Genomic DNA, 20,980 nt, shown 5'->3' with positions numbered 1-20,980 from the left:
GGGGCGTGGCCCGGGGACGCTGGGCGGACCGGGGGACGTGCCGTTCGGGCCCCCTTCACCCCGTCCGAGGAGGACATGTGCAGCAGGACGAGCAGCCGGAGTACAGGCCTGTGGTGTTCCGCGACCGGGCGGCCGGGTTCGCGTTCCTGACCCGGTCGACGGCGGGTAGCGACCAGACCATCGAGTGGGACGACGGCAACACGTATCCGGTGGTCGACGTCGAGATCTCGTCCGAGAGCCACCCGTTCTTCACGGGCAAGGCACGGACCGTGGACACGGAGGGACGGATCGCCAGGTTCGAGCGCCGGTACGGGGACGGTGAAGCCTGATCCGGCGTGCCGGTGAGGGCCTGGTCGTGCGACCGCCCCCGGCCGTGAGCGGCGCGGGGGCGGTGGTCGACGGCCTCGGTGGCCGTGCGGTCGGGGCCGGTCCCGGGGAGACCGGTCCGGGGAGGGGATCAGGCCTCGACGATGCCGGACGCGGCGACGCGGACCTCGGCCTTGGTGCGGCCGGAGGGCGTGCCGAGGGCCTCGATCTGCTTGACGATGTCCTGGCCCTCGACGACCTCGCCGAAGACGACGTGCTTGCCGTTCAGCCAGTCGGTCGGGACGGTGGTGATGAAGAACTGCGAGCCGTTGGTGTTGCGGCCCGCGTTCGCCATCGACAGCAGGAAGGGACGGTCGTGCTTGAGGTCGAAGTTCTCGTCGGCGAACTTTTCGCCGTAGATGCTCTTGCCGCCGGTGCCGTTCTCGTTGGTGAAGTCGCCACCCTGGAGCATGAACTGCGGGATGACGCGGTGGAACGGGGAGCCGGCGTAGCCGAAGCCGTTCTGGCCGGTGGCGAGCTCACGGAAGTTCCGGGCGGTCTTCGGAACGACCTCGTCGAAGAGCTCGAAGACGATGCGGCCGGCGGCCTCGCCGTTGATGGTGATGTCGAAGAAAACGTTGTTGCTCATGGGGACATCCTGTCATTCCCCGGGCACCGCGCGCGCACGGGCCTGCCCCTCCTGGGTGTCGGCGCGGTACGGGGGCGGGAGGGTGTCGCTCACACGGACGTGCCCCGTACCGCCGGGGAGGCGGTACGGGGCACGGAGGCGTCCGGCGGTCCGCGGCGTCAGCGGCGTACGTCGTGGACGCGACGCACGCGATGCCGACGGCCGGCCGCCGCGGACGGGGCGGCGGTGGTCAGAGGAGACCGCCGGGCAGGGGCGCCGCGGGCGCCTGAGGAGCCTGGAGGCCGTCGCCGGCACCGTCGACGGTGTCGCCCAGGAGGGCGCCGACGCCCTGGTCCTCCTGGAGCAGGCCGGTGACACCGGCGGCCGCGTCTCCGGCCCCGGCGGCGGAGGCGTTCGGGGGCGGGCTGACGAGGGCGGTGACGACGCCTGCGGCGAGGGAGGCGATGGCGAGCATGCTGCGCTTCTTCATGCCCTGGTCAACTGCCGAGGCCCGCCGAGGTTACGGGTGCCACGTCCCCCGATTCCGTACGGCCGCTCCCTCCCCCGGTTCCGCACGGCCGGCCCGGCGCTCCCGTACGGCCTCGACCGCCGGACCGGGCGGGTGCCGGACATCCCTGGCCGGGCGCAGCCGGGGTCCGGGTCGGCGCATACTGCAGGACAAGAGGAAATTTCGTCATTCCGGTGGAACCGAACCTTCCCGGCGAATGTCTTCCCCAGTGACACCACAGTCCCCGTCGCATCAGGAGAACCGGGGGACGCCATGCCTCACCGTCAGAGCCTCGCGGCCGCTGCCGCGGGCATCCTCCTCACCGCCGGGATCGGCGCCACGGTCCCCGCGGGTGCCACGGCCGTCCCGACCCGCACCACGGCCCCGCCGGCCACGGCCCAGGTCGTCAACGCCCGCTGGGGCGGCCACCCCACCTTCGACCGGCTGGTCATCGACGTCCGGGGCACGATGCCCCAGGTGACCGTCACACCGGTGAAGGCGCTGCACTACGACGGCTCGGGCGGGAAGGTACCGCTCGCCGGGAAGTACTTCCTGGAGATCAGGCTCTCGCCCGCCGCCGCCCACAACGAGTCGGGACAGTCCGTCTACAAGGGGCCCCGGCTGATCAGGATCGACCTTCCGGCCCTCAAGGGCGTCGCCCTGACCGGCGACTTCGAGGGCGTCGTCACCGTCGGAGCCGCCTTCCACGCCGAACCGTTCCACAAGGCCTTCGTCCTCCACTCCCCCGAGCGCCTCGTCATCGACGTCGCCCACCCCGCCGCCGTGTGCCGCGGGTGAGTCACGACGCCCACGGGTGGTGGCCGGTCCAGGACCGGCCACCACCCCCGTCGGTCCGGCGACCTCGAACCGGGGTCAGAAGTCCTCCGCGGTCTCCAGGTAGACGGTCCCGCCCGTCCCGCGGGCCCGGTCGATCGCGGCGAGCCGCCGGAAGCTCCGCGGGCACATCTCCCGCTCCCATTCGGCGAGCGTCCGGACCCGGTAGGCGCTGTGCTCCTCGGGATCGAGGACGACCGCGTCGATCTGCTCGTCGGTCAGTTCACCGCCGTCGAAGATGAAGCCGATGTGGTTGGCCGGCCAGTCCTCGCCGCGGTCGGTGGTGAAGTGGGCGCCAAGGAGCCGCGGTTCGCCGGTGAACACCAGCCCCGTCTCCTCGCGGCACTCCCTCAGGGCCGTCTCCCAGGGCGTCTCGCCCGGGTCCATGTTCCCGCCGGGCCACTGCCAGTGCTCGGACGCCTGGGTGGCGAGGAGCTGGAACGGGCGCCCGCGCGTGTCCGTGAAGTAGAGGCAGGCGTACGCGGTCGCTCTCGGCAGCGTCGCGATGTACTCGGCGGGCGGCAGCCAGGCGTGGGTCATGGGCGGCTCTCTCTCGTCGAGGGGCTGAACGATCATCACCCATCCAAGCGGCCGGGCCGGCCTCGCCGGGCCCCGCGCACGGGCATCACCGGATCGGGTGATCACGGCACCGGCCCGTCGGCGGTCAGCGCGCGCCCGGGGCCGGGGACTCGCGACGCAGTCGGCGCTCCACGAGACGTTCGTGGACGAGACGCCCGACGAGGGCGCCGCCGTACACGACGAAACCGACCCCGACGAGCCATGACTGCAGGACGAGGACCGTGCCGAACTGGCCGTAGGTGACGGCGTTGGAGGCGATCAGGGGCGAGAAGACCAGCTGGGAGAAGACGCGCAGGCCGAGGAGGCCGAGGGCGGTGAGGACGGCTCCGGGGAGCAGGGCGCGCCAGCGGATGCGGCCGCAGAGGAGGAAGCGCTGTGACCACCAGAAGAAGAGGAAGGCGCCGACGACGTCGCCGAGGGCGACGAGAAGGGTGACGGCGGCCGGGGCGCGTACGGGGACGCGGCCGGCGACGAAGAGGAGCAGCGCGGCGACGAGGACGGCGAGCCAGACGACGTGGCGCCACATGGTGTGCCAACGGGAGGTGGGCAGGTCCCACACCCGTTCGTAGCCGGTCTGGACGGCAGATCCGAAGGTCACGCCGAACGCGGCGAGGGCGGCGAGACCGAAGGCGGTGGTGCGCTGGAGGGCCTGTCCCGGCTGGCCGAAGAGCAGCTCGACCTCCTCCTGCGACACCTCGGAGACGCCGAGGCCCTGGATGAGCCAGCGGGCGAAGCCCTGCCCGCTGGCGAGGTCGGCGGCGGCGACCACGATGAGGAGGGGGACGAGGGTGAGGAGGCTGAGCGCGGCGAACCCCATGGCGCGGTGCATGAGTTCCACCTCGCGGCCGCGGTTCCAGACGAGACCGGCCGGTGACGCGAGGACGCGTACGTGGAGCCGGTGGAACCAATGGCCGCGCTCGGCTGGGGCACCGTCGTGCGGCGCACCGGAAGTGGGGGGCATGCCTCGTCGAGTACCCCGCCGGCCGGCTCGACCCGTCAGACATGCGGCCGAACGGGTGCCGCGGGTCGCGGAGGTCCGGTGTCGCCGAGGTCCGGCCCGGCGGATTCAGTGCCGGACGGGGCGGGCGGCGGGGCCGGGGCGGACGGTGACCTCGAAGGGGGTGAGCGGCGCGTGGTCCTCGCCGGTGCAGACGACCTCGACCCGGACGGGCGCGCCGCAGTCGGCGTGCCGGATGTCCAGCGGGGTGCCCGCCGGGTCGCCGGCGTGGCTGTCGCCCCACTGCTTGAGGGCCAGCAGCACGGGCCACAGGTCGCGGCCCCTGGCGGTGAGGCGGTACTGGGAGCGGGTGCGGGCACCGGGTTCCCGATAGGGCTCGACGCGCAGGATGCCGGCGGCGACGAGCTTGCGGAGGCGGTCGGCGAGGACCGCCTCGGAGAGTCCGAGGTGGCGGCGGAAGTCCTCGTAGCGGCGCACCCCGTTGAAGCCGTCCCGCAGGATGAGCAGGGACCACTTCTCGCCGACCAGGTCCAGCGTGCGGCGGACCGGGCAGTTCTCGGTGTCGATCTCCAGCCACTCCATCGTCCCACTCTAACGGGCTGACTGCGGCGTTGACAGTCAGCCGACCGGGCATCTAGCTTCGATCTTCGAAGTCAGATGACGGGTGGTGCGTGTCCCGCGCGCCCCGGTGGAGGGAAGTGCCATGGAGCGGACACGAACGGTGACCTGGCAGGACGCGGCGGCCACGGCGGCCGCCGCGGGCACGATGGCGGGCCTGGACTTCCTGCGCGCCATCGCCGAGGGCCGTCTCCCGGGCGCGCCGCTCGGCGCACTGATCGGCTTCGCCCTGGAGGAGGTCGAGGACGGCAGGGCGGTGTTCTCGTTCGAGCCGGGCGAGGAGCACTACAACCCGATCGGGGGCGTGCACGGAGGGGTCTACGCGACGCTGCTCGACTCGGCGGCCGGCTGCGCGGTGCACTCCACGCTGCCGCAGAGCATGGCGTACACCTCGCTCGACCTGTCGACCCGCTTCCTGCGGCCGATCACGCGGGACACCGGCAAGGTGCGCGCGATCGGCACGGTGCTGAGCCGCGGCCGTCGAACGGCGCTGGCGGAGGCGGGACTCTACGACGGTCAGGACCGCCTGCTCGGGCACGCGACCAGCACGTGCATGCTGTTCCCCACGGCCTGAGCCCGGTCCGGGCAGGGTCGTGCCGGCAGAAGGAAGAGGGACGGGCGCGGCGGCGGACGCACCGGTTCGGAAGCGGAAGTACCACCGCCCAGGAGCGGGACACACCGCTCGGGAGCGGACGCACCGTTCAGGAGCAGACGAACGGGCGGCCGGTACGGGTGCAGTGGTCGGGAGCGAGGTCGTCGGCGGGATACGGGGCTCCGGTGGCCTGGAGCGCGGCACTGACCAGGGTGGCGAGGAGGTCGATGTCCGAGCTCGCGTCCAGACGGACCGTCACCCAGCCGGAGCCGGCGCGCAGTCGCACCGCGCTGGATCCGAGGAGGGCCGGCCGCAGCCGGGCGATCATGGCGCGGGTGAGGTGGACGTCGGCTTCGTGTTCGCCGTGGAAGTGCACGATCTCCTGCGTCGCGGTGCGCAGTCCGAGCTCGGCGCCGCAGGGCGCGCGGTCGGCGATCAGCGAGGGCCAGCTCATCAGGCGTTCACTGGCGTGCCTGGCTGTGTTCATACGAGGAGCGTGCCGCGCCGGACGGGGCGGCACAAGCATCCTGCGGAAATATTCCGGTGGACGCGGGAAACCCGTCGACTCACGTCACACGCTGGTGCGTTCGCATCACTCATCGGGGTGTTCACCTCACTCATCGGGCACTTCGCGTCACTCCTCGGTGATCTTCGCAGTCACTCCTCGACGAGCCCCGTACACGCCCTCCGGCGATCTTGGCGCCACGGCCGGAGGCGAAGGGAAAACGGGAACGGGACGGGACGGGAACGGGACGGGAACGGGCAGGAGGCGATCGCGGGCGATCGAGGCTGATCAGAGGTGGACACGGTCCACGCGGTAGCGTTGCCCGCATGGAACTCATCGGTGAGATCACCGCCGGCCGTCCCCTGCTCGTCCTCGCGGTCAAGGAGGAGGCGCAGTACCTGGACACCGACCTGCCGGTGCTGCTGACCGGCATGGGCAAGGTCAACGCGGCGACGGCGCTCGCCGCGGTCCTGGCGCGCGGGCCGCTCCCCTCCGAGGTCGTCAACCTCGGTACGGCGGGCGCGCTGCGCCCCGGCTTCACCGGTACCCATGTCGTCGGCACGGTCATCCAGCACGACCTCGACGGCGAACTGCTCGCCACGCTCACCGGCGAGACCTACGGGGCGCCGATCACCCTGCCCGACGGCGGTGAGGTGGTGCTGGCGACCGGGGACGCCTTCGTCTCCGACGAGGCGGCGCGCGAGCGGCTCGCGCTGCGGGCGGCACTGGTGGACATGGAGGGCTACGCGCTGGCGACGGCCGCCGCACATGCCGGGGTGCCGCTGCGGCTGGTGAAGCACGTGAGCGACGAGGCGGGCGAGGGCGCGGCCCGCAGCTGGCGCGAATCGGTCGCCGCGTGCGCGCGGGCCCTGGCCGGCTGGGCCGAGGCCAACACGCCGTACCGCGCGTAGCACACGGGGCGGCGGGGACCGTGGCTCCGGTGACGCCCCCTAGCCTTCGACGCCGGGAGCGTGGGGCGCGGGCGCGACGGCCGGTTCCGGCGGTCGGACGACGAGCAGCGCGGCCACGTCGTCGTCGAGCCCCGCCGCTCCGTAGCCGGTGAGGTCGCGGTGCAGCAGCGGGAGGACCCGGTCGGCGGGTTCCCGCGTCCAGCCGTTCAGGCGTTCCCGCAGCGGGTAGAAGTCGCCGGCCCGGTCGCGGGTCTCGCTCACCCCGTCGGTGAAGAGCAGCAGCCGGTCCCCCGGCCCGAACGGCACCTCCTCGACCCGGTGCCGGGACGCGTACAGACCCGCGAGGTTGACCGGGAGCGACGGGTCGGCGAAGGTGACCGGCCGCACCCGGTCGCCGTGCTGGAGCAGCGGGGCCGGATGCCCGCAGCTGAGAAGGCGCACGACGTCCTCGTCGTCGGGCAGTTCGAGCAGCAGCACGGTGGCGAAGCGTTCCGCGGCGTCGGAGTCGGGATCCCAGGCCCCGTACTGCTGCAGTCCCTCCTCGAGCCGGTCGGCGAGGCCGGTCAGGTCGCGCGCCTCGGTCACGGAGGCGCGGTAGGAGCCCAGCAGCACGGAGGCGGTCTCGACGGCGCCGAGGCCCTTGCCCTGGACGTCGCCGAGCATCACGCGGACGGCACCGGGGACCCGTACGGCCTCGTAGAAGTCTCCGCCGATCCGGGCCTTGGCGGCGGCGGAGACGTACAGCAGGTGCAGGTCGACCCGGCCGAGCCGGGGTGCCAGCGGGCGCAGCAGGACCCGCTGGACGACCTCGGCGACGGCGGTCACCTCGCTCAGGTCGCGCTCGTAGCGGGTGCGGACCTGACTCACCCAGACGGCGGCGGCGATGACGGCGCCGAGGACCAGTTCGGCGGCGACGATGTCGGTGACGGCGTCGTGCTGGACGTAGCCGAGGAACAGCCGCAGCGCCATGGCGAGCACGCCGATGACGAGGGTGCCGCGCACGCCCCAGGTGATGGCGGCGAGCGCGGGTCCGATGACGAGCAGACGGTCGAAGTGCTGCCCCTGCGAGGTGATGAGGTCGGCGAGGACGACCAGGGCGAGGGCCAGCAGGGGCAGCGCGAGACCGAGGTTGAACTGGGTGCGCGCTCCCGTCGTGGCGGGAAGGCGGTGACCACCGGAGGGCATTGCAGGATCGTACGTTCGGGGTCCGGGCGGAGCCTGGCGTTACGGCCCGACGGGCGTGTCCGACCTCCTTACGGACGTGTCGGCCGACCCGTACGGACGTCCTGGGCCCGTGGGGACGTCCGCGCCCGCACGGAGGTCCTGGCCCGTCCCGTCCGGGCCGTCCTCCGGATCCTTCCCGTGCTTCCGGTCCGCGGGGGGCAGGGCCAGTGTGGCCGGGACAGCGAGGGCCGCGACGGCGGCGAGGGCGGGCAGGGCGGAGCCGGACGCGAGGAGCAGGCTCGCGAGGGCCACGCCGAGGACGGGGCCGGTGTTCATCGCGGTCTGCTGGAGGCCGCCCGCGACTCCCGCGTGCTCCTCGGGAGCGCGGTGGACGACGACGGAGGTCGCCGTGACCATGACGGCCCCGAACCCGGCGCCGATGAGCGCCGCGGCGGAGCCGGTCGCGATCCCGGACCCGGTCACCTCCGGCCGGGCGAGCAGCAGCACGCCGAGGCTCAGCAGCAGGGCTCCGCCGGTGGCGGTGGCCCGGGCGCCGACACGTTTGGCGAGGACGGCGCTGAGGGGCGCGCCGACGATCATGAGGAGCGCGAGCGGCACCATCCGCAGGGCCGTCGGCAGCGGGCCGAGCCCGAGGGAGTCCTGGAGGAGGTACGTGGCCGTGAAGAGCGTGCCGGACAGGGCGGCGGAGACGGCGAGCAGGGCGCCGAGGCCGGCGGCCACCGGCCCGGGGCGCAGCATCCCCGGCGGCAGCAGCGGCTGAGGGGCGCGCCGCTCGTGCCGTACGAAGGCGGTGACGGCGACCGCGGCGACGGCGAGGGCGGGCACGCTTCCGGCGGCAGGACCGTGAGCGAGGTCCTGGACGAGGGCGGCGAGCGCGAGGGCGAGGAGGGCGGCACCGGGCAGGTCGAGCGCGCGCAGTGCGGCGCGTGCGGACCGGGCGGACGCGGACGGCGGGACGGGCGGGACACGCAGGGACGGAACACCCGGGGACAGGGCACTCGGGGACGGGGCACTCGGGGACGGGGCACTCGGGGACGGGGCACTCGGGGACGGGGCACTCGGGGACGGGGCACTCGGGGACGGGGCTCCCGCGGGCCGGTCACGCGTGGTTTCCTCACGCGCCGGACGCGCGCCGGCGCGCTGCTCCGCCGCCCGGCCGCTCCGCGGGTTCCCCGCCCCCGGTGGCCCCGCCGTGCGGCGCGGTTCCGGTACGGCGAGGCAGAGCACGGCGACGGCGAGGGTGGGCACGATGCCGATGAGGAAGACCGCGCGCCAGCCGTACGCGTCGACCAGCGCGCCGCCCGCCAGCGGTCCGGCCGCGGCGGCGAGCCCGATGGCGCTCGTGCGTACGGCGACGGGCATGCCGAGCCGCTCCGGCGGATAGGCGGCGCGCAGCATCCCCAGCGTGGCGGGCTGGAGCAGCGCGCCGGTCACGCCCTGGAGCACGCGCAGGGCGACGACCCAGCCGATGCCGGGCGCGGCGGCGATCCCGGCGGACGCGAGCGCGAAGCCGGCACAGCCCACGGCGAAGATCCGCCGGTGGCCGTAGCGGTCGCCGAGCCGTCCGGCGAAGACCAGCAGGCTCGCGACGGCCACCAGGTATCCCGTGCTGGTCCACTGCACCTGGGCGGTGTCGGCGCCGAGATCGCGCTGGAGCACGGGCTGGGCGATGGTCAGGACCGTGCCGTCGAGGGCGACGACGGAGGCGCCGACGACGCTGCACGTGAGGGCCGCCCGACGGCGGAGGCGGCCGGTCATCGGCGGCCCTCCCCGGGCCCGAGGTGGGCGTCGAGCGCCGCGGCGAGGAGCGGCGTCACGTCGTCCGTTCCGGTGGCGAGCCGGAGGCTGCCCCAGCGCCGCAGCTGGGCGATGCCGTGGAGGTTGGCCCAGAGGGCTCCGGCGGCGACGGCGGGTTCGGCGGTGCCGGGCCGGACCCGGGCGACCAGTCCGGCGAGGAGCCCGAAGAGCGGGAGGCTCGTGTCGCGCAGGCCGAGCCGGCCGCTTTCCAGCAGGTCGTGGCGGAACATCAGCTCGTACATCCCGCCGCGGCCGTGCGCGAAGTCGAGGTAGACGCGGGCCAGGGCCTCGATCCGGGCCCGGGGGTCGTCCTCGGTGACCGTGGCGACCCGCGCGCCGAGTTCGCGGAAGCCCTCGCGGGCGATGGCGGAGAGCAGGTCGAGGTGGGTCGGGAAGTGGCGGCGGGGCGCGCCGTGGGACACCCCGGCGCGGCGGGCGATCTCGCGGAGGGAGAGGGCCTGGACGCCTTCGGCGTCGACGAGTTCGACGCCGGTGCGGACGAGCCGGTCGCGCAGGCCTTCCTCGGGTGCGGACCCGGGTGCCGCGGAGCCGTCCTCGGGGGGCCGGTGCTCGCCGGAGACGTCCGTCCCGTCCCGGGGTTCACGGCCCGCGGTGTCTGCGGAGCGGGGTGCCCGGGGGCTCCGGGGTTGCTGGGAACTCCCGGGTTTCCGGGGTTCCTCGGAGTGTCGTTCTGCTGGCATGGACCCTGTCTATCCGATCTTCGTAGACAGTGTCTACTACCTGCGACCAGCTCGGTAGACACCGTCTACAAGGATCGCCCGCACCGTCCGCTACACTGGTCGGCAGCGAAGGGGAGTAGCCCCGCGAACCGGTCGTCGACACACTGGAGCCCTCGGGTTCCCGGTGACCGGGTCCGCGCGACGCGCGGACGGGCGAGACCTTCGGCCAGGCAGTACGCCACGTCCGCGTTCCGTGGGCGTGGTCCGTCATGCCGGGCCGAGTGGTCCTCCCGTCGCCCACCGAGGCGCCGTGTCGGTCCCGGGCCCGGTACCGAGCAGAGAGCCTCCCGGTTATGCATCTCGACCCCTTGGCGATCGTCACCGCCTTCGGGCTGATCTTCCTCGCCGAGCTTCCCGACAAGACGATGTTCGCGTCGCTGGCCATGGGCACGCGCATGCGTCCGCTGTACGTGTGGTTCGGCACCGCGACGGCCTTCGCCGTGCACGTGGCCATCGCCGTCGGTGCCGGCAGCCTCCTCGGCCTGCTGCCCGGCTGGACCGTCAAGCTGGTCTCGGCCCTGATGTTCGGCTTCGGCGCCTTCATGCTGCTGCGCGGCGGCGGGGACGACGAGAACGGCGAGGACGCCGGCGGCAGGACGGTGACCGGCTTCTGGCCCGTCTACTCCACCGCGTTCATGGCCGTGTTCATCAGCGAGTGGGGCGACCTGACCCAGATCACCACCGCCAACCTGGCCGCCACCAACGGCACCTGGTCGACCGCGATCGGCTCCGCCGCCGCCCTGATGACCGTCTCGGCGCTCGCCCTGGTCGCGGGCCGGTTCATCGCGAAGAAGGTGCCGTTGAAGACGGTGCAGCGGATCGGCGGCGTGTGCATGGCCGCGCTCGCCGTGTGGTCGCTCGTCGAGGTCTTCACCGGCTGACCCGCGGCCGGCCACCCGCGGCCGGCCACCCGCGTCCGGCCCCCGCGGTCGTCGCCTCCTCGCCTCCTCGCCTCCTCGACATCGCGCCGTGCTTCGTGATCCTCGAAGCACGGCGCGGGGCCGTCTCCGTCGGCCGGGCGGCGCCGGGGCTCTTGCTGAAGGTGTGAATCACTGCTTCACTCCTTCCATGCCCTACCGACGCACGCCCGCCGTCCAGGCGCGGCTCGACGCGCAGCGCACCGCCGTCGTCGAGGCGGGCCTCGGTCTGCTGGCCGAGCACGGCTACGCCGGCTGCACCATGGCCGCCGTCGCCGCGCGGGCGGGAATCGCCACCGGAAGCGTCTACCGCCACTTCCCCAGCAAGGCCGAGCTCTCGGTCGAGCTGTTCCGGACGGTCGTACGCCGCGAGGTGGCGGCCGTCTCCGACGCCGCCGCGCTCGGCTCGCACCGGACGGCCGCCGACCGGGTCGTGGCGGTCATCGAGACCTTCGCCGGCCGCGCCCTCAAGTCGCCTCGCCTCGCCTACGCCCTGCTCGCCGAACCGGTCGACCCGGCCGTCGACGCCGAACGGCTGGTCTTCCGCCGCGCGTTCCGCGACGTCTTCGCCGAACGGATCGCGGCCGGCGTACGGGACGGCGAACTGCCGCCCCAGGACGCCGTCCTGACCGCATCCGCCCTCGTCGGCGCGGGCGCGGAGGCGCTGATCGGCCCGCTGACGAACGGGCCCCCCGGGCCCGGCACCGTCCCCGCACTGGTCACCTTCACCCTGCGAGCTCTGGGAGTTCCCGATGCCGACCACGCATGAGGTCACCAACCAGGTACCACCGCTCACCGGCCACGACGTCTCGGCCGACCCCGCGCTCATGGAGGCGCTGCGCCGCGAGGGCGCGGGCTGGGCGGAGGACGAGGTCCGCGCGCTCGGGCTGAGGGCCGGTGGCGCCGAGGCCCAGGAGTGGGGGCGGCTCGCCGAGCGCCACTCCCCCGTGCTGCACACCCACGACCGGTACGGCCACCGGATCGACGAGGTCGAGTTCCACCCGTACTGGCACGAGCTGATGACCGTGGCGGTGCGGCACGGCCTGCACGCGGCACCGTGGGCGGGCGGGCGGCCGGGCGCCCATGTGGCGCGCGCCGCGAAGGTGTTCGTGTGGGGGCAGGCCGACGCCGGTCACCTGTGCCCGGTCTCGATGACGTACGCCGCCGTGCCGGCGCTGCGGGCCGAGCCGGAACTGGCCGCCGTGTACGAGCCGCTGCTCACCTCGTCCACGTACGACTTCGGTCTTCGCGTCCCGACGGAGAAGCGCGGGATCATCGCCGGGATGTCCATGACCGAGAAGCAGGGCGGCTCGGACGTCCGGGCCAACACGACCCGCGCCGTGCTCACGGGCGAACCCGGCACGTACGCCCTGACCGGGCACAAGTGGTTCACCTCGGCGCCGATGTCGGACGTCTTCCTGACCCTCGCCCAGGCGCCGGGCGGTCTGTCCTGCTTCCTGGTGCCGCGCGTCCTGCCCGACGGCTCACGCAACGCCGTCCGGCTCCAGCGGCTGAAGGACAAGCTGGGCAACAAGTCCAACGCCTCCAGCGAGATCGAGTACGAGGGCGCCCTCGGCCGGCTCGTGGGCGAGGAGGGCCGGGGCGTCGCCACCATCATCCGCATGGTGAACATGACCCGCCTGGACTGCGCGATCAGCTCGGCGTCCGGGATGCGGCTCGGCCTGGTGCAGGCGGTGCACCACGCGACCCACCGCAGCGCCTTCGGCGCCCGGCTCGTCGAGCAGCCTCTGATGGCCAACGTCCTCGCCGACCTGGCCGTCGAGGCGGAGGCCGCGACGGTCGCCGCGATGCGCCTGGCGGGCGCGGTGGACCGGGCCGCGGCCGGTGACGCCGAGGAGGACCAGCTGCGCCGCCTGGGCCTCGCCGTCACCAAGTACTGGGTGTGCAAGCGGGCTCCCGCCCACGCGGCCGAGGCCCTGGAGTGCCTGGGCGGCAACGGCTACGTCGAGGACTCGGGAATGCCCCGGCTCTACCGGGAGTCGCCGCTCCCGTCCATCTGGGAGGGCTCGGGCAACGTGGCCGCGCTGGACGTGCTGCGCGCGATGGCGAAGCAGCCCGCCGCCGTGGAGGCCTTCTTCGCCGAGGTGGACCGTGCGGCGGGTGCGGACCGCCGACTGGACGCGGCGGTGACACGGCTGCGCAAGGACCTCGCCGGCCTGGACGACCCGACGGCCCTCCAGTACCGGGCCCGCCGGCTCGTCGAGCACCTCGCCCTGGTCCTGCAGGGATCCCTGCTCGTGCGTCACGGACACCCGGCGGTGGCCGACGCCTTCTGCGCCTCCCGTCTGGACGGCGACTGGGGCATCGCGTTCGGCACCCTGCCCGCGGGCGTGGACACGGCGTCGATCATCGAGCGCGGCGCGCCGGTGACGGCCGGGGCGTCATCGCCGTCGCCGTCGTCGTAGCCGAAGAGAAGTCGTCAGCGACGCAGCCGCCGTCCCCGTGCTGAGACCGTTCGCCCGGCGTGGGCGGCCCCGTCGTGCCACCAGCCGGTGCCGCCGGTGCACAACTCCGCGGCGTGGGTGGAGGCGGGGCTGCCGACACTGCGGCGGGTGGCCGGCGCGGACCGGGTCGTCGAGACCGGCGGGTCGCACGGGTACGACGACGTGTCGGAGTTCCTGAACCGCTTCGGCGGTCTGTACGTGATGCTCGGCGTCCAGGACGCGACCCTCGACGAGACCGGGCGACGGATCCCGCCGCCCCGTCACTCGTCCAAGGGACCGGACTTCTCGCTGGTCCGTCCCGGCCGGTGCCGGAGGGCGCCCACGTACACGCCCGCGAGGATCAGCGGTGTGCCGAGGAGCAGGGAGGCCGTGAGGGGTTCGTCGTCGAGCCAGGCCGACACGACGATGGTGACCACGGGGATGACCACGAAGACGTACGCGGCACGGGACGCGTCCCAGCGCTGCACGACGAACAGGAAGAGCACGAAGGTGAGGACGGAACCGGCGATCACCATGTAGGCCAGGGCCCACCAGGTGGCGGCGCGGTCGGGGAGGCGCCAGGTGTCGCCGACCGCGGCGGAGCCGGCGAAGAGCAGGACGGACGCGGCGGTCATGCCGACGGCGTTCATGGTGACGGGGTGGACCCTCGGGAGCCGGCGGACGAGGACCGTGGCCTCCGCGAAGGAGAGCATGGCGCCGAGGACCGCGAGGAAGGAGAGCACCGGCACCGACTCGCTGAGCGGCGTGCGGGAGACGACCGCCACGCCCGCGGTGGCCAGGACGGTGCCGACCGCGGCGGCGAGCCGGAAGCGTTCGAGGCCCTGGGCGATGGCGAGCAGGAGGGTGGCGAGTGGGGTCAGGGAGAGGATCGTCTGGCCGAATCCGGCGTGGATGCGGACGAGCGCGTAGTAGGCGAGGGCGAAGGGGACCCCGAAGTTGAGGATGCCGAAGAGGACGGCACCCGCGAGGGCCCGGCCGCGCGGGAAGGACATCCGGCACGCGGCCATGACGGCGAGCAGGACGAGGGAGGCGGCACCGAAGCGGAGGGCGGCGCCCCAGAGGGGGTCGAGTTCGCGGTTGCTGAAGCGGACACCGACCGCGTTGCCGCCCGCGAACAGCGCTGCGGAGACGAAGGCGGCGAGCGTCAGCCGGTCTTCGGCGCGCTGCACCGCCTCACCGTAGCCGCGCCGCCTCCGCGGACCTGCCGGGACACGCGTCGCCGTCGCGGCGAACGCCCTGGTGGCGGGCGCACCGGGCCGGTGCTCCTGGGTTCGGACTCCCACCGGACGGCGGGAGCGGGCGCGTCTCCCGGGACCGGGACCCGGGCGGTCCCGAGTTGCGTGACGCCCGGCGCGCGCAAGGCTGGGGGTATCCGTCCGCGCACCCGCAGGGAGACACGATGCAGGAGCCCGCACCCCACGACCTCGGCGCCCTCGTCGACGAGCACCTGGCGAAGGCCCGCACCGACGCCCACGGGCGCAGCGCCCATATCGTGGTGCACGACGGGGTGCTGCGGCAGAGCGTGATCGCCCTGATCGCGGGCATGTCGCTCGACGAGCACAACGCTCCGCCGGCGGCCAGCCTCCAGGTCCTGCGCGGCCGGGTGGAGCTGACGGCCTCGGGGCGGGCGCAGGAACTGTCGACCGGCCAGCTCCAGATGATCCCGAAGGAGCGTCACGGTCTCACGGCCCTCGAGGACGCCGTCGTGCTGCTGACGGCCGTCAACGACTGACGGCGGTCGTCCGGCGAGGGCTCGGTCGGGTCTTCGGTGCGTGGGGCCGTGCGGTGCTCCGGCGCGGCGTCGTCAAGACCATCGGCAGCGTGCCGTGGCGTGGCCTCAGGCGCCGCGCGCCCGGTCCCACTCCAGGGTGACGCGGAGGCAGGCGCTCGCGGAGCCCTGGACGACGAGTGCGGTGAGCTTGCCGCTGTCCAGGCCGAGCTGGCAGCCGAACTCGACGGTGGCCCGGTCGGGCGCGGCCCGGTGGAGGGCGTCGCCGAGCTGTCCCGCGAAGGAGGACAGGGCGGTGGTGACGCCGGACAGGTCGGGCAGCCGGCCGCCGATGCCCTCCAGTCCTTCCTCCTCCGGTCCGCCGGCGGATCCGGCGGAGAGGCGTTCCGCCTCCACGTAGAGCACGCCGTCTGCGAGTTCGACCCTGGTGATCTCGGTCATCGTGACTCCTCGGTCATCGTGGTTCCCCGGTGTGCGCGGTTGCTCGGTGTGTGACTCCTGGTGTGTGACTCCTCGGCACGCGGTCAGAGGGCGGGCCGGAGCGTGCTGCCGTCGGGTGCGGCCCCGGCGGCGCCCGCGGCCCGGGACGTGGGTGCGCCGGGGCCGAAGGCGCTGCCGCGGAGCCATGCGGGCCAGCTCAGGTTCCAGTCGCCGTAGCCGTTGTCGAAGGGCGTCATGCGCTCGCCGTACCCGTTGACGACACGGACGACGTCGCCTTCGCGGAGGGTGCGGAACAGCCAGGCGGCGTCCTCGGTGCTCATGCCGGTGCAGCCGTGGCTGACGTTCTCGCTGCCCTGGGCGTCCAGCGACCAGGGCGCGGCGTGCAGGTACTCGCCGCTCCAGGTGACCCGGGTGGCCCAGCGGACCTTCAGGTCGAAGAAGTCCTTGCTGCCGCGGGCGATGCCGATGGAGTCGCCGCGCATGCGGACCGTGGCCTCCTTGCCGAGGACGACCTTGACGCCGCTTCGGGTGCGGTAGCCGGCCTTGCCGGTGGTGACGGGGAGGGTGCGGACGACCTCGCCGTCGCGGAGCACGGTCATGGTGTGCGCGGCGACGTCGGTGACGGCTTCGATCCGGTCGCCGGTGGTGAGGGTGAGGGAGGGGGACGGCCCGCCGTAGAGGCGGTCGGTGATCCGGACGCCGTCGAGCGCGCTGCGGACGCGGACGGTGGCGCGGGCGGGCCAGTAGTCGCGCGGCCGGTAGTGGAGGGTGGTGGGTCCGACCCAGTGCCAGGACCCTTCGACGTACGGCTCGGAGCCGACGTGCAGGGCGCGTTCGACGGCACGGCGGGCCCCGGGGTCGGTGGCGGGCACGGGATGGCTGAGTTCGGCGGTGAGCGGCTGGCCGACGCCGTACGTGCCGGCTCCGGGTCCGAACGCGGCGGTGAGCCGCTCGCCCTCGGGCGCGGCCGGAGTGCTCAGGGCGAGCCGGGCGTGCCGGAGCCGGCGCCGTCCGCCGTCGGCGCGTTCGACGAGCAGGCGGACGGTGTAGCGGCCGTCGGCGGGGAGCGGTGCGGCGCCGGTCCAGCGGCGGCCGTCGGGACTCACCCGGCCGGCGACGCGACGGCCCTCGTGGTCGGTGACGTGGACGTCGGCGAACCGGCCGGGCGTGCGCAGGGCGAGGTCGAGGGGGCCGGCGGCCCGGTCGTCGACGGCGAGGCTCCGGCCGTCGAGGTCGACGTTGCGCCGGGGCGTGGTGCACAGCGCGCCGGTGGTGGGGCAGCTGGTGACGGCGAGCTGCACGGGTCCGTCGGGAGGGCCGTCGGTAAGGCCGTCGGCGGACGCGCCCACGGCCGCCGGCTGGACCGCCTGGAGCGCGAGCACGGCTCCGACGGCGGTGGCCAGCGCGATCCGCCCCTTGCCGCTCCTGATGCTGCTTCCGCGTGACGACACGTCGGACGTCCACCCCTTCCCGCGCCGGCGCCGGCCTGGTCTGTCCGGTGCATCAAAGCGGATCAGGGCGCGAAAATATGATCAACCGACGGAGTGTGGCGTGCGAGAGGGGCGCGAGACGACTCGAATGCATCAACGCCCGGGTTCAGCGCGGCACCTCGGGCAGCTCCTCGCCCGTCTCCAGGAGCGACTTGAGGCTGGCGACGATCGCCGGCCAGCCCTCGCCCACCAGGCTCCTGATCGTGCCGCCGGGCTTCAGGTCGTCATGGACGACCGACAGTCTCACCATGTCACCGGCGGGTTCGATGGTGTACGTGACCTTGGATCGCCCTTCGTCCACGAGCCGGGCGAGGACCTCGTCGTCGATGCCGACGGCCTGCGCCCATTCGGGTGTGAAGGTGTGCCAGGTGTACGAGAGCACCCGGCCGGGCTCGGCGGCGAGCACCACCTGCTCGGGGTCGGAGGTGGTGCGGCCGCCCTCCTCCCAGACCATGGGCGAGCCGGCGGCCCAGTCGGTCTCGAAGGCCACGCCCCAGTAGCGGCAGGTGAGGCCGGGGTCGGTCAGGGCCTTCCACAGCTCGTCGGGCGTGGTGCGGATGTACGTGGTGTACACGAACGCCGTGCTGTCGCTCCCGCGACGGCCGCCGCCGGTGCCACTGCTGTCACTGGTGTCCATCGGAGCTGCTCCATTGCTGACGTCGGATCGACGGGCCGTGCGGGCTGCCGCGGTCATGCTCAGGACCGCAGGGCCGCCGCCACGAGCCCCTCGATCGCCTCGGTCCCCCCGCTCACGCCTCCTCTCCGGCGACCACGCGGTCCAGGACCAGTCCGTCCACGCAGGCGAGCAGGCTCAGCGTCCGGGCCTCGGGGTCCGCGGCGCCCCGCGCGGCGAGGAAGGCCCGTACCGCTTCACGCCCCGGGTTCTCCCTCGGCACCAGGATGTCGCGCGGTCCGGGGTCTCGCACGCTCTCCAGGGCACAGGCGCAGCGGGCGGGCGAGCGTCGCCGCCCGTCCCCCCGGGTCCGGGCGGCGACGAGCGCGGCGAGCCCCTCGACGAGGTCGTCGGCCGTCCGGAGTACGGGGGCACGTTCGGCGGCCGCCGTCGGTTCGGCCCGGTCGAGCTCGACGAGCCGTCGCACCAGTGCGCCGAGCAGGGCGGACCGGGTGCGAACGTACGCGGAGGTGGTGCCCGCCGGCAGCCCGGCGGCGACCGCCCGGTGGGTGAGGCCGCGCATCCCGGCGTCGGCGAGGACGCCGAGCGCGGCCTCGGTGAGCAGGGTGCGGCGCGCCCGGTTGCTGCGCGCGGCCCTGGCACCCGCCACGCCGCGCACCGGCACGCGGCGACGGGCGCGGAACCCGGGGACGGCGGGCGGGCCCCGGTGCGCGCGATCCTGCGGCACGCCGCCTGGAACCGCCCCTCACCAGGTCTTTCCCCGGTGAATAGGTGTGGAGGACCCTATTCAACGGACTGCTAGTTTGTCCGGATGTCTCTCAAGCACGCGGTCCTGGCGGCTCTCCTGGAGGGTGAGGCGTCGGGGTACGACCTGGCCAAGCTCTTCGACGTGTCCGTGGCCAACTTCTGGGCGGCCACGCCGCAGCAGCTCTACCGGGAACTCGAACGGCTCTCCGAGGCCGGACTCATCGCGGCCCGGGTGGTCCAGCAGGAACGCCGTCCCAACAAGCGCATGTTCACCCTGACCGAGACCGGTCTCGCGGACCTCGTCGCGTACACCGCGCACCCGCCCAAGCCGACCGCGGTCCGCGACGAACTGCTGGTCCAGGTCCAGGCCTGCGACGCGGGAGACACGGCTGCGGTACGCGCGCACGTACGGGAGCGGATGGAGGCGGCGCGCGGGAAGCTGGCGCGCTACGAGCGGCTCCGCGAGCGGATGCTCGACGGGCGGGACGAGGAGACGTACCTCCGCGAGGCGGACCGGGTCGGGCCGTTCCTGACCCTGCTGCGCGGGATGGCCTTCGAGCAGGAGAACGTCCGGTGGGGTGAGCGGGCGCTCGCGGTCCTCGCCGGACGCGAGGCCCGGCGGACGGCCGGCCGGACGGCGTGACGCCCCGCCGGCCTGCCTATGCTGACGTCCGTGAGCGACAGGAAGCGGCATGGATCGGGTGAGGTGGCCGTGCCGGGGCGGGGGCGCGGCGGCCCCGGCGGCCCGGCCGCGGGTTCGCCCTCGGATCCGCGTCGGTACCCGTCCTCGGATCCGCCCTCGGGCCCGCGCTCGCGCCCGTCCCCCGATCCGTCCCCGGACAGTCCGGCACCGCGGCCGGACGCCGATCCGGTGGCACAGCCGCGCGGTCCGCTCGATCTCTCCCTGCTCCGCACTTTCCTGGCCGTGCACCGCACGGGTTCGTTCACGGCCGGGGCGCGGCTCCTGAGTCTGTCGCAGCCGACGGTCACCACCCAGATCCGGTCGCTCGAACGGCGCCTCGACCGCGAGCTGTTCGAGCGCGGGCCGCGCGGTGTGGTGCCGACGCCGTACGCGGACGATCTCGCCGCCCAGGTGGCGGACCCGATCGACGCTCTCGCCGCCGTCGCGGACCGCGGACCCGACGGCGCCCCGCCGGCGCCGCGGCCGGTCCACCTCGCGGGGCCCGCCGAGTTCCTGTCGGTCTGCGCCCTTCCCGCGCTGGCCCCGCTGGCGGGCGAGGGGGTCCGGCTGCAGGTCACGCCCGGGCTCACCGACGAGCTGCTCGACGGGCTCCGTTCCGGGCATCACGACCTGGTGGTGGCGACGCGTCGGCCGCGCGGCCGGGCGCTGGCCTCGGCGCCTCTCGTCGACGAGGAGTTCGTCCTGGTCGCCTCGCCCGCCTGGGCACGGCGGATCGGTCCCGGCGCGGTCGCGGCGGACGGCCCGACCGCCCTGCACGGGGTCCCGATGGTGATGTACGCGGCGGACCTGCCCATCGCCCGGCGCTACTGGCGGCATGTCTTCGGGCGCCGCCTCACCGGCGAGGCGGCCGTGACGGTGCCGGATCTGCGGGGTGTGCTCGCGGCCGTGACGGCGGGAGCCGGTTTCGGGGTGCTGCCGCGCTATCTGTGCCGTGCGGAACTCGCCGCGGGGCGGCTGACCGCCCTGCTCGATCCCGAGGACCCGCCGATCAACACGTCGTTTCTGGTCCAGCGGCCGGGCACGCCGGACAACCCCCATGTGGCGCTCGTGCGGGACCGGCTCCTGAGGGCCGCGCGGGACTGGTGACGGGCACCCCTACCGTGGGGTAACGTCCGGTCGCATGAACGTCGGTGACATCGTCGAGGACTTCACCCTTCCGGATGAAACGGGGCAGCCCCGTTCCCTCTCCGGGCTGCTGGAGGACGGTCCCGTCGTCCTCTTCTTCTACCCGGCGGCGCTCACCCCCGGCTGTACCGCCGAGGCCTGCCATTTCCGGGACCTCGCGGGCGAGTTCCGGGCGGCCGGCGCGCTGCCGGTCGGCATCAGCACGGACGGGGTCGCGCGCCAGCAGGAGTTCGCCGACCGCCACTCGCTCGGCTATCCGCTGCTGTCCGACGCATCGGGCGAGATACGGGACCGATTCGGCGTGAAGCGCGGCTTCTCGCTGGCGCCGACCAAGCGGGTCACCTACGTCATCGACCAGGACCGCCGGGTCCTGGAGGTGGTGCGCAGCGAGCTGCGGATGAGCGCGCACGCGGACAAGGCACTCGCGGCGCTCCGTACGCGCGGGGCCTGAAGATTCCCGTACGCCCGCGCACGCCGGCGGGCATGGGGAGGCGTGTGCGCCGTCGCGCGCCGGTTCCGGCACGGACCTCGTTCCCATCCGAGCACGGCGGTCGCCGTACCGCACGCG

25 protein-coding genes are annotated in these 20,980 nt (G+C 74.0%); 11 read left to right on the top strand and 14 right to left on the bottom strand.

What is annotated here, in order from left to right:
• The first annotated feature begins 77 nt into the window (after positions 1 to 77).
• On the top strand, positions 78 to 329 hold the full coding sequence (locus ESG85_RS32375; RefSeq protein ID WP_128984741.1) for a type B 50S ribosomal protein L31: 252 nt from the start codon (positions 78 to 80) through the stop codon (positions 327 to 329).
• Between the two features lie 128 nt (positions 330 to 457).
• Here the strand turns inward: ESG85_RS32375 and ESG85_RS32370 are convergent, their stop codons facing one another.
• A complete protein-coding gene (locus ESG85_RS32370; RefSeq protein ID WP_128984740.1) occupies positions 458 to 955 on the bottom strand; it encodes a peptidylprolyl isomerase in 498 nt (165 codons plus the stop codon).
• Positions 956 to 1,184: 229 nt separating this feature from the next.
• Entirely contained in the window at positions 1,185 to 1,424 is a 240-nt protein-coding gene (locus ESG85_RS32365; protein ID WP_128984739.1) for a hypothetical protein, read from the bottom strand.
• 291 nt (positions 1,425 to 1,715) lie between these two features.
• Here ESG85_RS32365 and ESG85_RS32360 point away from each other — a divergent pair, with 291 nt between their 5' ends.
• Positions 1,716 to 2,240, top strand: coding sequence for an AMIN-like domain-containing (lipo)protein (locus ESG85_RS32360; RefSeq protein ID WP_128984738.1), 525 nt, complete (start codon positions 1,716 to 1,718; stop codon positions 2,238 to 2,240).
• 75 nt (positions 2,241 to 2,315) lie between these two features.
• On the opposite strand, the gene ESG85_RS32355 is transcribed toward ESG85_RS32360, so the two are convergent.
• The 3 genes from ESG85_RS32355 to ESG85_RS32345 all read right to left on the bottom strand — a co-directional run bounded on the left by ESG85_RS32355 (position 2,316) and on the right by ESG85_RS32345 (position 4,395).
• The gene (locus tag ESG85_RS32355) at positions 2,316 to 2,816 is read right to left on the bottom strand and encodes an NUDIX domain-containing protein (RefSeq protein WP_128984760.1); all 501 of its coding nucleotides are present in this window, start codon (positions 2,814 to 2,816) and stop codon (positions 2,316 to 2,318) included.
• A 124-nt stretch (positions 2,817 to 2,940) separates the two neighbouring features.
• A complete protein-coding gene (locus ESG85_RS32350) occupies positions 2,941 to 3,816 on the bottom strand; it encodes a YhjD/YihY/BrkB family envelope integrity protein (RefSeq protein ID WP_128984737.1) in 876 nt (291 codons plus the stop codon).
• 105 nt (positions 3,817 to 3,921) lie between these two features.
• Positions 3,922 to 4,395 carry a winged helix-turn-helix transcriptional regulator gene (locus tag ESG85_RS32345; protein ID WP_128984736.1) on the bottom strand — a complete coding sequence of 158 codons (474 nt, stop codon included), beginning with the start codon at positions 4,393 to 4,395 and terminating at the stop codon, positions 3,922 to 3,924.
• A gap of 121 nt (positions 4,396 to 4,516) precedes the next feature.
• Here ESG85_RS32345 and ESG85_RS32340 point away from each other — a divergent pair, with 121 nt between their 5' ends.
• Positions 4,517 to 5,005 (top strand): PaaI family thioesterase, encoded by a 489-nt coding sequence (locus ESG85_RS32340; RefSeq protein WP_128984735.1) that lies wholly within the window; start codon positions 4,517 to 4,519, stop codon positions 5,003 to 5,005.
• A 127-nt stretch (positions 5,006 to 5,132) separates the two neighbouring features.
• Here the strand turns inward: ESG85_RS32340 and ESG85_RS32335 are convergent, their stop codons facing one another.
• The gene (locus ESG85_RS32335; protein ID WP_219825236.1) at positions 5,133 to 5,510 is read right to left on the bottom strand and encodes a luciferase domain-containing protein; all 378 of its coding nucleotides are present in this window, start codon (positions 5,508 to 5,510) and stop codon (positions 5,133 to 5,135) included.
• A gap of 344 nt (positions 5,511 to 5,854) precedes the next feature.
• Here ESG85_RS32335 and ESG85_RS32330 point away from each other — a divergent pair, with 344 nt between their 5' ends.
• Positions 5,855 to 6,439 carry a nucleosidase gene (locus ESG85_RS32330; RefSeq protein ID WP_128984734.1) on the top strand — a complete coding sequence of 195 codons (585 nt, stop codon included), beginning with the start codon at positions 5,855 to 5,857 and terminating at the stop codon, positions 6,437 to 6,439.
• 39 nt (positions 6,440 to 6,478) lie between these two features.
• Here ESG85_RS32330 and ESG85_RS32325 read toward each other — a convergent pair whose 3' ends face one another.
• From ESG85_RS32325 to ESG85_RS32315, 3 genes are read right to left on the bottom strand one after another with little or no spacing between them, the layout of a single operon-like run.
• Positions 6,479 to 7,624, bottom strand: coding sequence for a PP2C family protein-serine/threonine phosphatase (locus ESG85_RS32325; protein ID WP_128984733.1), 1,146 nt, complete (start codon positions 7,622 to 7,624; stop codon positions 6,479 to 6,481).
• A gap of 39 nt (positions 7,625 to 7,663) precedes the next feature.
• Positions 7,664 to 9,382, bottom strand: coding sequence for an MFS transporter (locus ESG85_RS32320; protein ID WP_128984732.1), 1,719 nt, complete (start codon positions 9,380 to 9,382; stop codon positions 7,664 to 7,666).
• Complete coding sequence (locus ESG85_RS32315; RefSeq protein ID WP_181019179.1) at positions 9,379 to 9,936, bottom strand: TetR/AcrR family transcriptional regulator; 558 nt, start codon at positions 9,934 to 9,936, stop codon at positions 9,379 to 9,381. Before ESG85_RS32315 ends, ESG85_RS32320 begins: the two co-directional genes overlap by 4 nt.
• A gap of 518 nt (positions 9,937 to 10,454) precedes the next feature.
• On the opposite strand from ESG85_RS32315, the gene ESG85_RS32310 reads away from it, so the two are divergent.
• From ESG85_RS32310 to ESG85_RS32300, 3 genes are all read left to right on the top strand, one after another.
• Positions 10,455 to 11,042 carry a TMEM165/GDT1 family protein gene (locus ESG85_RS32310; RefSeq protein ID WP_128984730.1) on the top strand — a complete coding sequence of 196 codons (588 nt, stop codon included), beginning with the start codon at positions 10,455 to 10,457 and terminating at the stop codon, positions 11,040 to 11,042.
• Positions 11,043 to 11,229: 187 nt separating this feature from the next.
• A complete protein-coding gene (locus ESG85_RS32305) occupies positions 11,230 to 11,847 on the top strand; it encodes a TetR/AcrR family transcriptional regulator (RefSeq protein WP_128984729.1) in 618 nt (205 codons plus the stop codon).
• A complete protein-coding gene (locus ESG85_RS32300; protein WP_128984728.1) occupies positions 11,831 to 13,504 on the top strand; it encodes an acyl-CoA dehydrogenase family protein in 1,674 nt (557 codons plus the stop codon). Before ESG85_RS32305 ends, ESG85_RS32300 begins: the two co-directional genes overlap by 17 nt.
• Positions 13,505 to 13,803: 299 nt before the next feature.
• Here ESG85_RS32300 and ESG85_RS32290 read toward each other — a convergent pair whose 3' ends face one another.
• Positions 13,804 to 14,712, bottom strand: coding sequence for a DMT family transporter (locus ESG85_RS32290; protein ID WP_128984727.1), 909 nt, complete (start codon positions 14,710 to 14,712; stop codon positions 13,804 to 13,806).
• Positions 14,713 to 14,942: 230 nt separating this feature from the next.
• Between ESG85_RS32290 and ESG85_RS32285 the strand changes: the two genes are divergently transcribed.
• On the top strand, positions 14,943 to 15,275 hold the full coding sequence (locus tag ESG85_RS32285) for a cupin domain-containing protein (protein WP_128984726.1): 333 nt from the start codon (positions 14,943 to 14,945) through the stop codon (positions 15,273 to 15,275).
• A 105-nt stretch (positions 15,276 to 15,380) separates the two neighbouring features.
• Here ESG85_RS32285 and ESG85_RS32280 read toward each other — a convergent pair whose 3' ends face one another.
• The 4 genes from ESG85_RS32280 to ESG85_RS32265 form a co-directional block, all read right to left on the bottom strand.
• Complete coding sequence (locus tag ESG85_RS32280) at positions 15,381 to 15,713, bottom strand: CU044_2847 family protein (protein WP_128984725.1); 333 nt, start codon at positions 15,711 to 15,713, stop codon at positions 15,381 to 15,383.
• An 83-nt stretch (positions 15,714 to 15,796) separates the two neighbouring features.
• Entirely contained in the window at positions 15,797 to 17,164 is a 1,368-nt protein-coding gene (locus tag ESG85_RS32275; RefSeq protein WP_246095488.1) for a L,D-transpeptidase, read from the bottom strand.
• A gap of 145 nt (positions 17,165 to 17,309) precedes the next feature.
• Complete coding sequence (locus tag ESG85_RS32270) at positions 17,310 to 17,840, bottom strand: SRPBCC family protein (RefSeq protein ID WP_219825235.1); 531 nt, start codon at positions 17,838 to 17,840, stop codon at positions 17,310 to 17,312.
• 112 nt (positions 17,841 to 17,952) lie between these two features.
• Positions 17,953 to 18,564 carry a TetR/AcrR family transcriptional regulator gene (locus ESG85_RS32265; RefSeq protein WP_246095486.1) on the bottom strand — a complete coding sequence of 204 codons (612 nt, stop codon included), beginning with the start codon at positions 18,562 to 18,564 and terminating at the stop codon, positions 17,953 to 17,955.
• An 84-nt stretch (positions 18,565 to 18,648) separates the two neighbouring features.
• Here ESG85_RS32265 and ESG85_RS32260 point away from each other — a divergent pair, with 84 nt between their 5' ends.
• The 3 genes from ESG85_RS32260 to ESG85_RS32250 all read left to right on the top strand — a co-directional run bounded on the left by ESG85_RS32260 (position 18,649) and on the right by ESG85_RS32250 (position 20,863).
• A complete protein-coding gene (locus ESG85_RS32260; protein WP_128984723.1) occupies positions 18,649 to 19,227 on the top strand; it encodes a PadR family transcriptional regulator in 579 nt (192 codons plus the stop codon).
• Positions 19,228 to 19,455: 228 nt separating this feature from the next.
• A complete protein-coding gene (locus tag ESG85_RS32255; protein ID WP_246095485.1) occupies positions 19,456 to 20,373 on the top strand; it encodes a LysR family transcriptional regulator in 918 nt (305 codons plus the stop codon).
• Between the two features lie 34 nt (positions 20,374 to 20,407).
• Entirely contained in the window at positions 20,408 to 20,863 is a 456-nt protein-coding gene (locus ESG85_RS32250) for a peroxiredoxin (RefSeq protein ID WP_128984721.1), read from the top strand.
• Positions 20,864 to 20,980 lie beyond the last annotated feature (117 nt).

This window comes from Streptomyces roseicoloratus (assembly GCF_004117935.1).
In the GTDB taxonomy this organism is placed as follows: Bacteria; Actinomycetota; Actinomycetes; order Streptomycetales; family Streptomycetaceae; genus Streptomyces; species Streptomyces roseicoloratus.
The sequence above is the reverse complement of the archived record's forward strand: the minus strand, read 5'-3'. Positions and strand labels throughout refer to the sequence as shown.

Excerpts from the sequence above, each read along its gene's own strand:
- ESG85_RS32300 (WP_128984728.1), top strand. The coding sequence starts at position 11,831 with ATGCCGACCACGCATGAGGTCACCAACCAGGTACCACCGCTCACCGGC.
- ESG85_RS32320 (WP_128984732.1), bottom strand. The coding sequence starts at position 9,382 with ATGACCGGCCGCCTCCGCCGTCGGGCGGCCCTCACGTGCAGCGTCGTC.
- ESG85_RS32270 (WP_219825235.1), bottom strand. The coding sequence starts at position 17,840 with ATGGACACCAGTGACAGCAGTGGCACCGGCGGCGGCCGTCGCGGGAGC.
- ESG85_RS32260 (WP_128984723.1), top strand. The coding sequence starts at position 18,649 with ATGTCTCTCAAGCACGCGGTCCTGGCGGCTCTCCTGGAGGGTGAGGCG.
- ESG85_RS32285 (WP_128984726.1), top strand. The coding sequence starts at position 14,943 with ATGCAGGAGCCCGCACCCCACGACCTCGGCGCCCTCGTCGACGAGCAC.
- ESG85_RS32250 (WP_128984721.1), top strand. The coding sequence starts at position 20,408 with ATGAACGTCGGTGACATCGTCGAGGACTTCACCCTTCCGGATGAAACG.
- ESG85_RS32345 (WP_128984736.1), bottom strand. The coding sequence starts at position 4,395 with ATGGAGTGGCTGGAGATCGACACCGAGAACTGCCCGGTCCGCCGCACG.
- ESG85_RS32325 (WP_128984733.1), bottom strand. The coding sequence starts at position 7,624 with ATGCCCTCCGGTGGTCACCGCCTTCCCGCCACGACGGGAGCGCGCACC.
- ESG85_RS32370 (WP_128984740.1), bottom strand. The coding sequence starts at position 955 with ATGAGCAACAACGTTTTCTTCGACATCACCATCAACGGCGAGGCCGCC.
- ESG85_RS32330 (WP_128984734.1), top strand. The coding sequence starts at position 5,855 with ATGGAACTCATCGGTGAGATCACCGCCGGCCGTCCCCTGCTCGTCCTC.
- ESG85_RS32365 (WP_128984739.1), bottom strand. The coding sequence starts at position 1,424 with ATGAAGAAGCGCAGCATGCTCGCCATCGCCTCCCTCGCCGCAGGCGTC.
- ESG85_RS32355 (WP_128984760.1), bottom strand. The coding sequence starts at position 2,816 with ATGACCCACGCCTGGCTGCCGCCCGCCGAGTACATCGCGACGCTGCCG.
- ESG85_RS32350 (WP_128984737.1), bottom strand. The coding sequence starts at position 3,816 with ATGCCCCCCACTTCCGGTGCGCCGCACGACGGTGCCCCAGCCGAGCGC.
- ESG85_RS32280 (WP_128984725.1), bottom strand. The coding sequence starts at position 15,713 with ATGACCGAGATCACCAGGGTCGAACTCGCAGACGGCGTGCTCTACGTG.
- ESG85_RS32305 (WP_128984729.1), top strand. The coding sequence starts at position 11,230 with ATGCCCTACCGACGCACGCCCGCCGTCCAGGCGCGGCTCGACGCGCAG.
- ESG85_RS32340 (WP_128984735.1), top strand. The coding sequence starts at position 4,517 with ATGGAGCGGACACGAACGGTGACCTGGCAGGACGCGGCGGCCACGGCG.
- ESG85_RS32360 (WP_128984738.1), top strand. The coding sequence starts at position 1,716 with ATGCCTCACCGTCAGAGCCTCGCGGCCGCTGCCGCGGGCATCCTCCTC.
- ESG85_RS32335 (WP_219825236.1), bottom strand. The coding sequence starts at position 5,510 with ATGAACACAGCCAGGCACGCCAGTGAACGCCTGATGAGCTGGCCCTCG.
- ESG85_RS32310 (WP_128984730.1), top strand. The coding sequence starts at position 10,455 with ATGCATCTCGACCCCTTGGCGATCGTCACCGCCTTCGGGCTGATCTTC.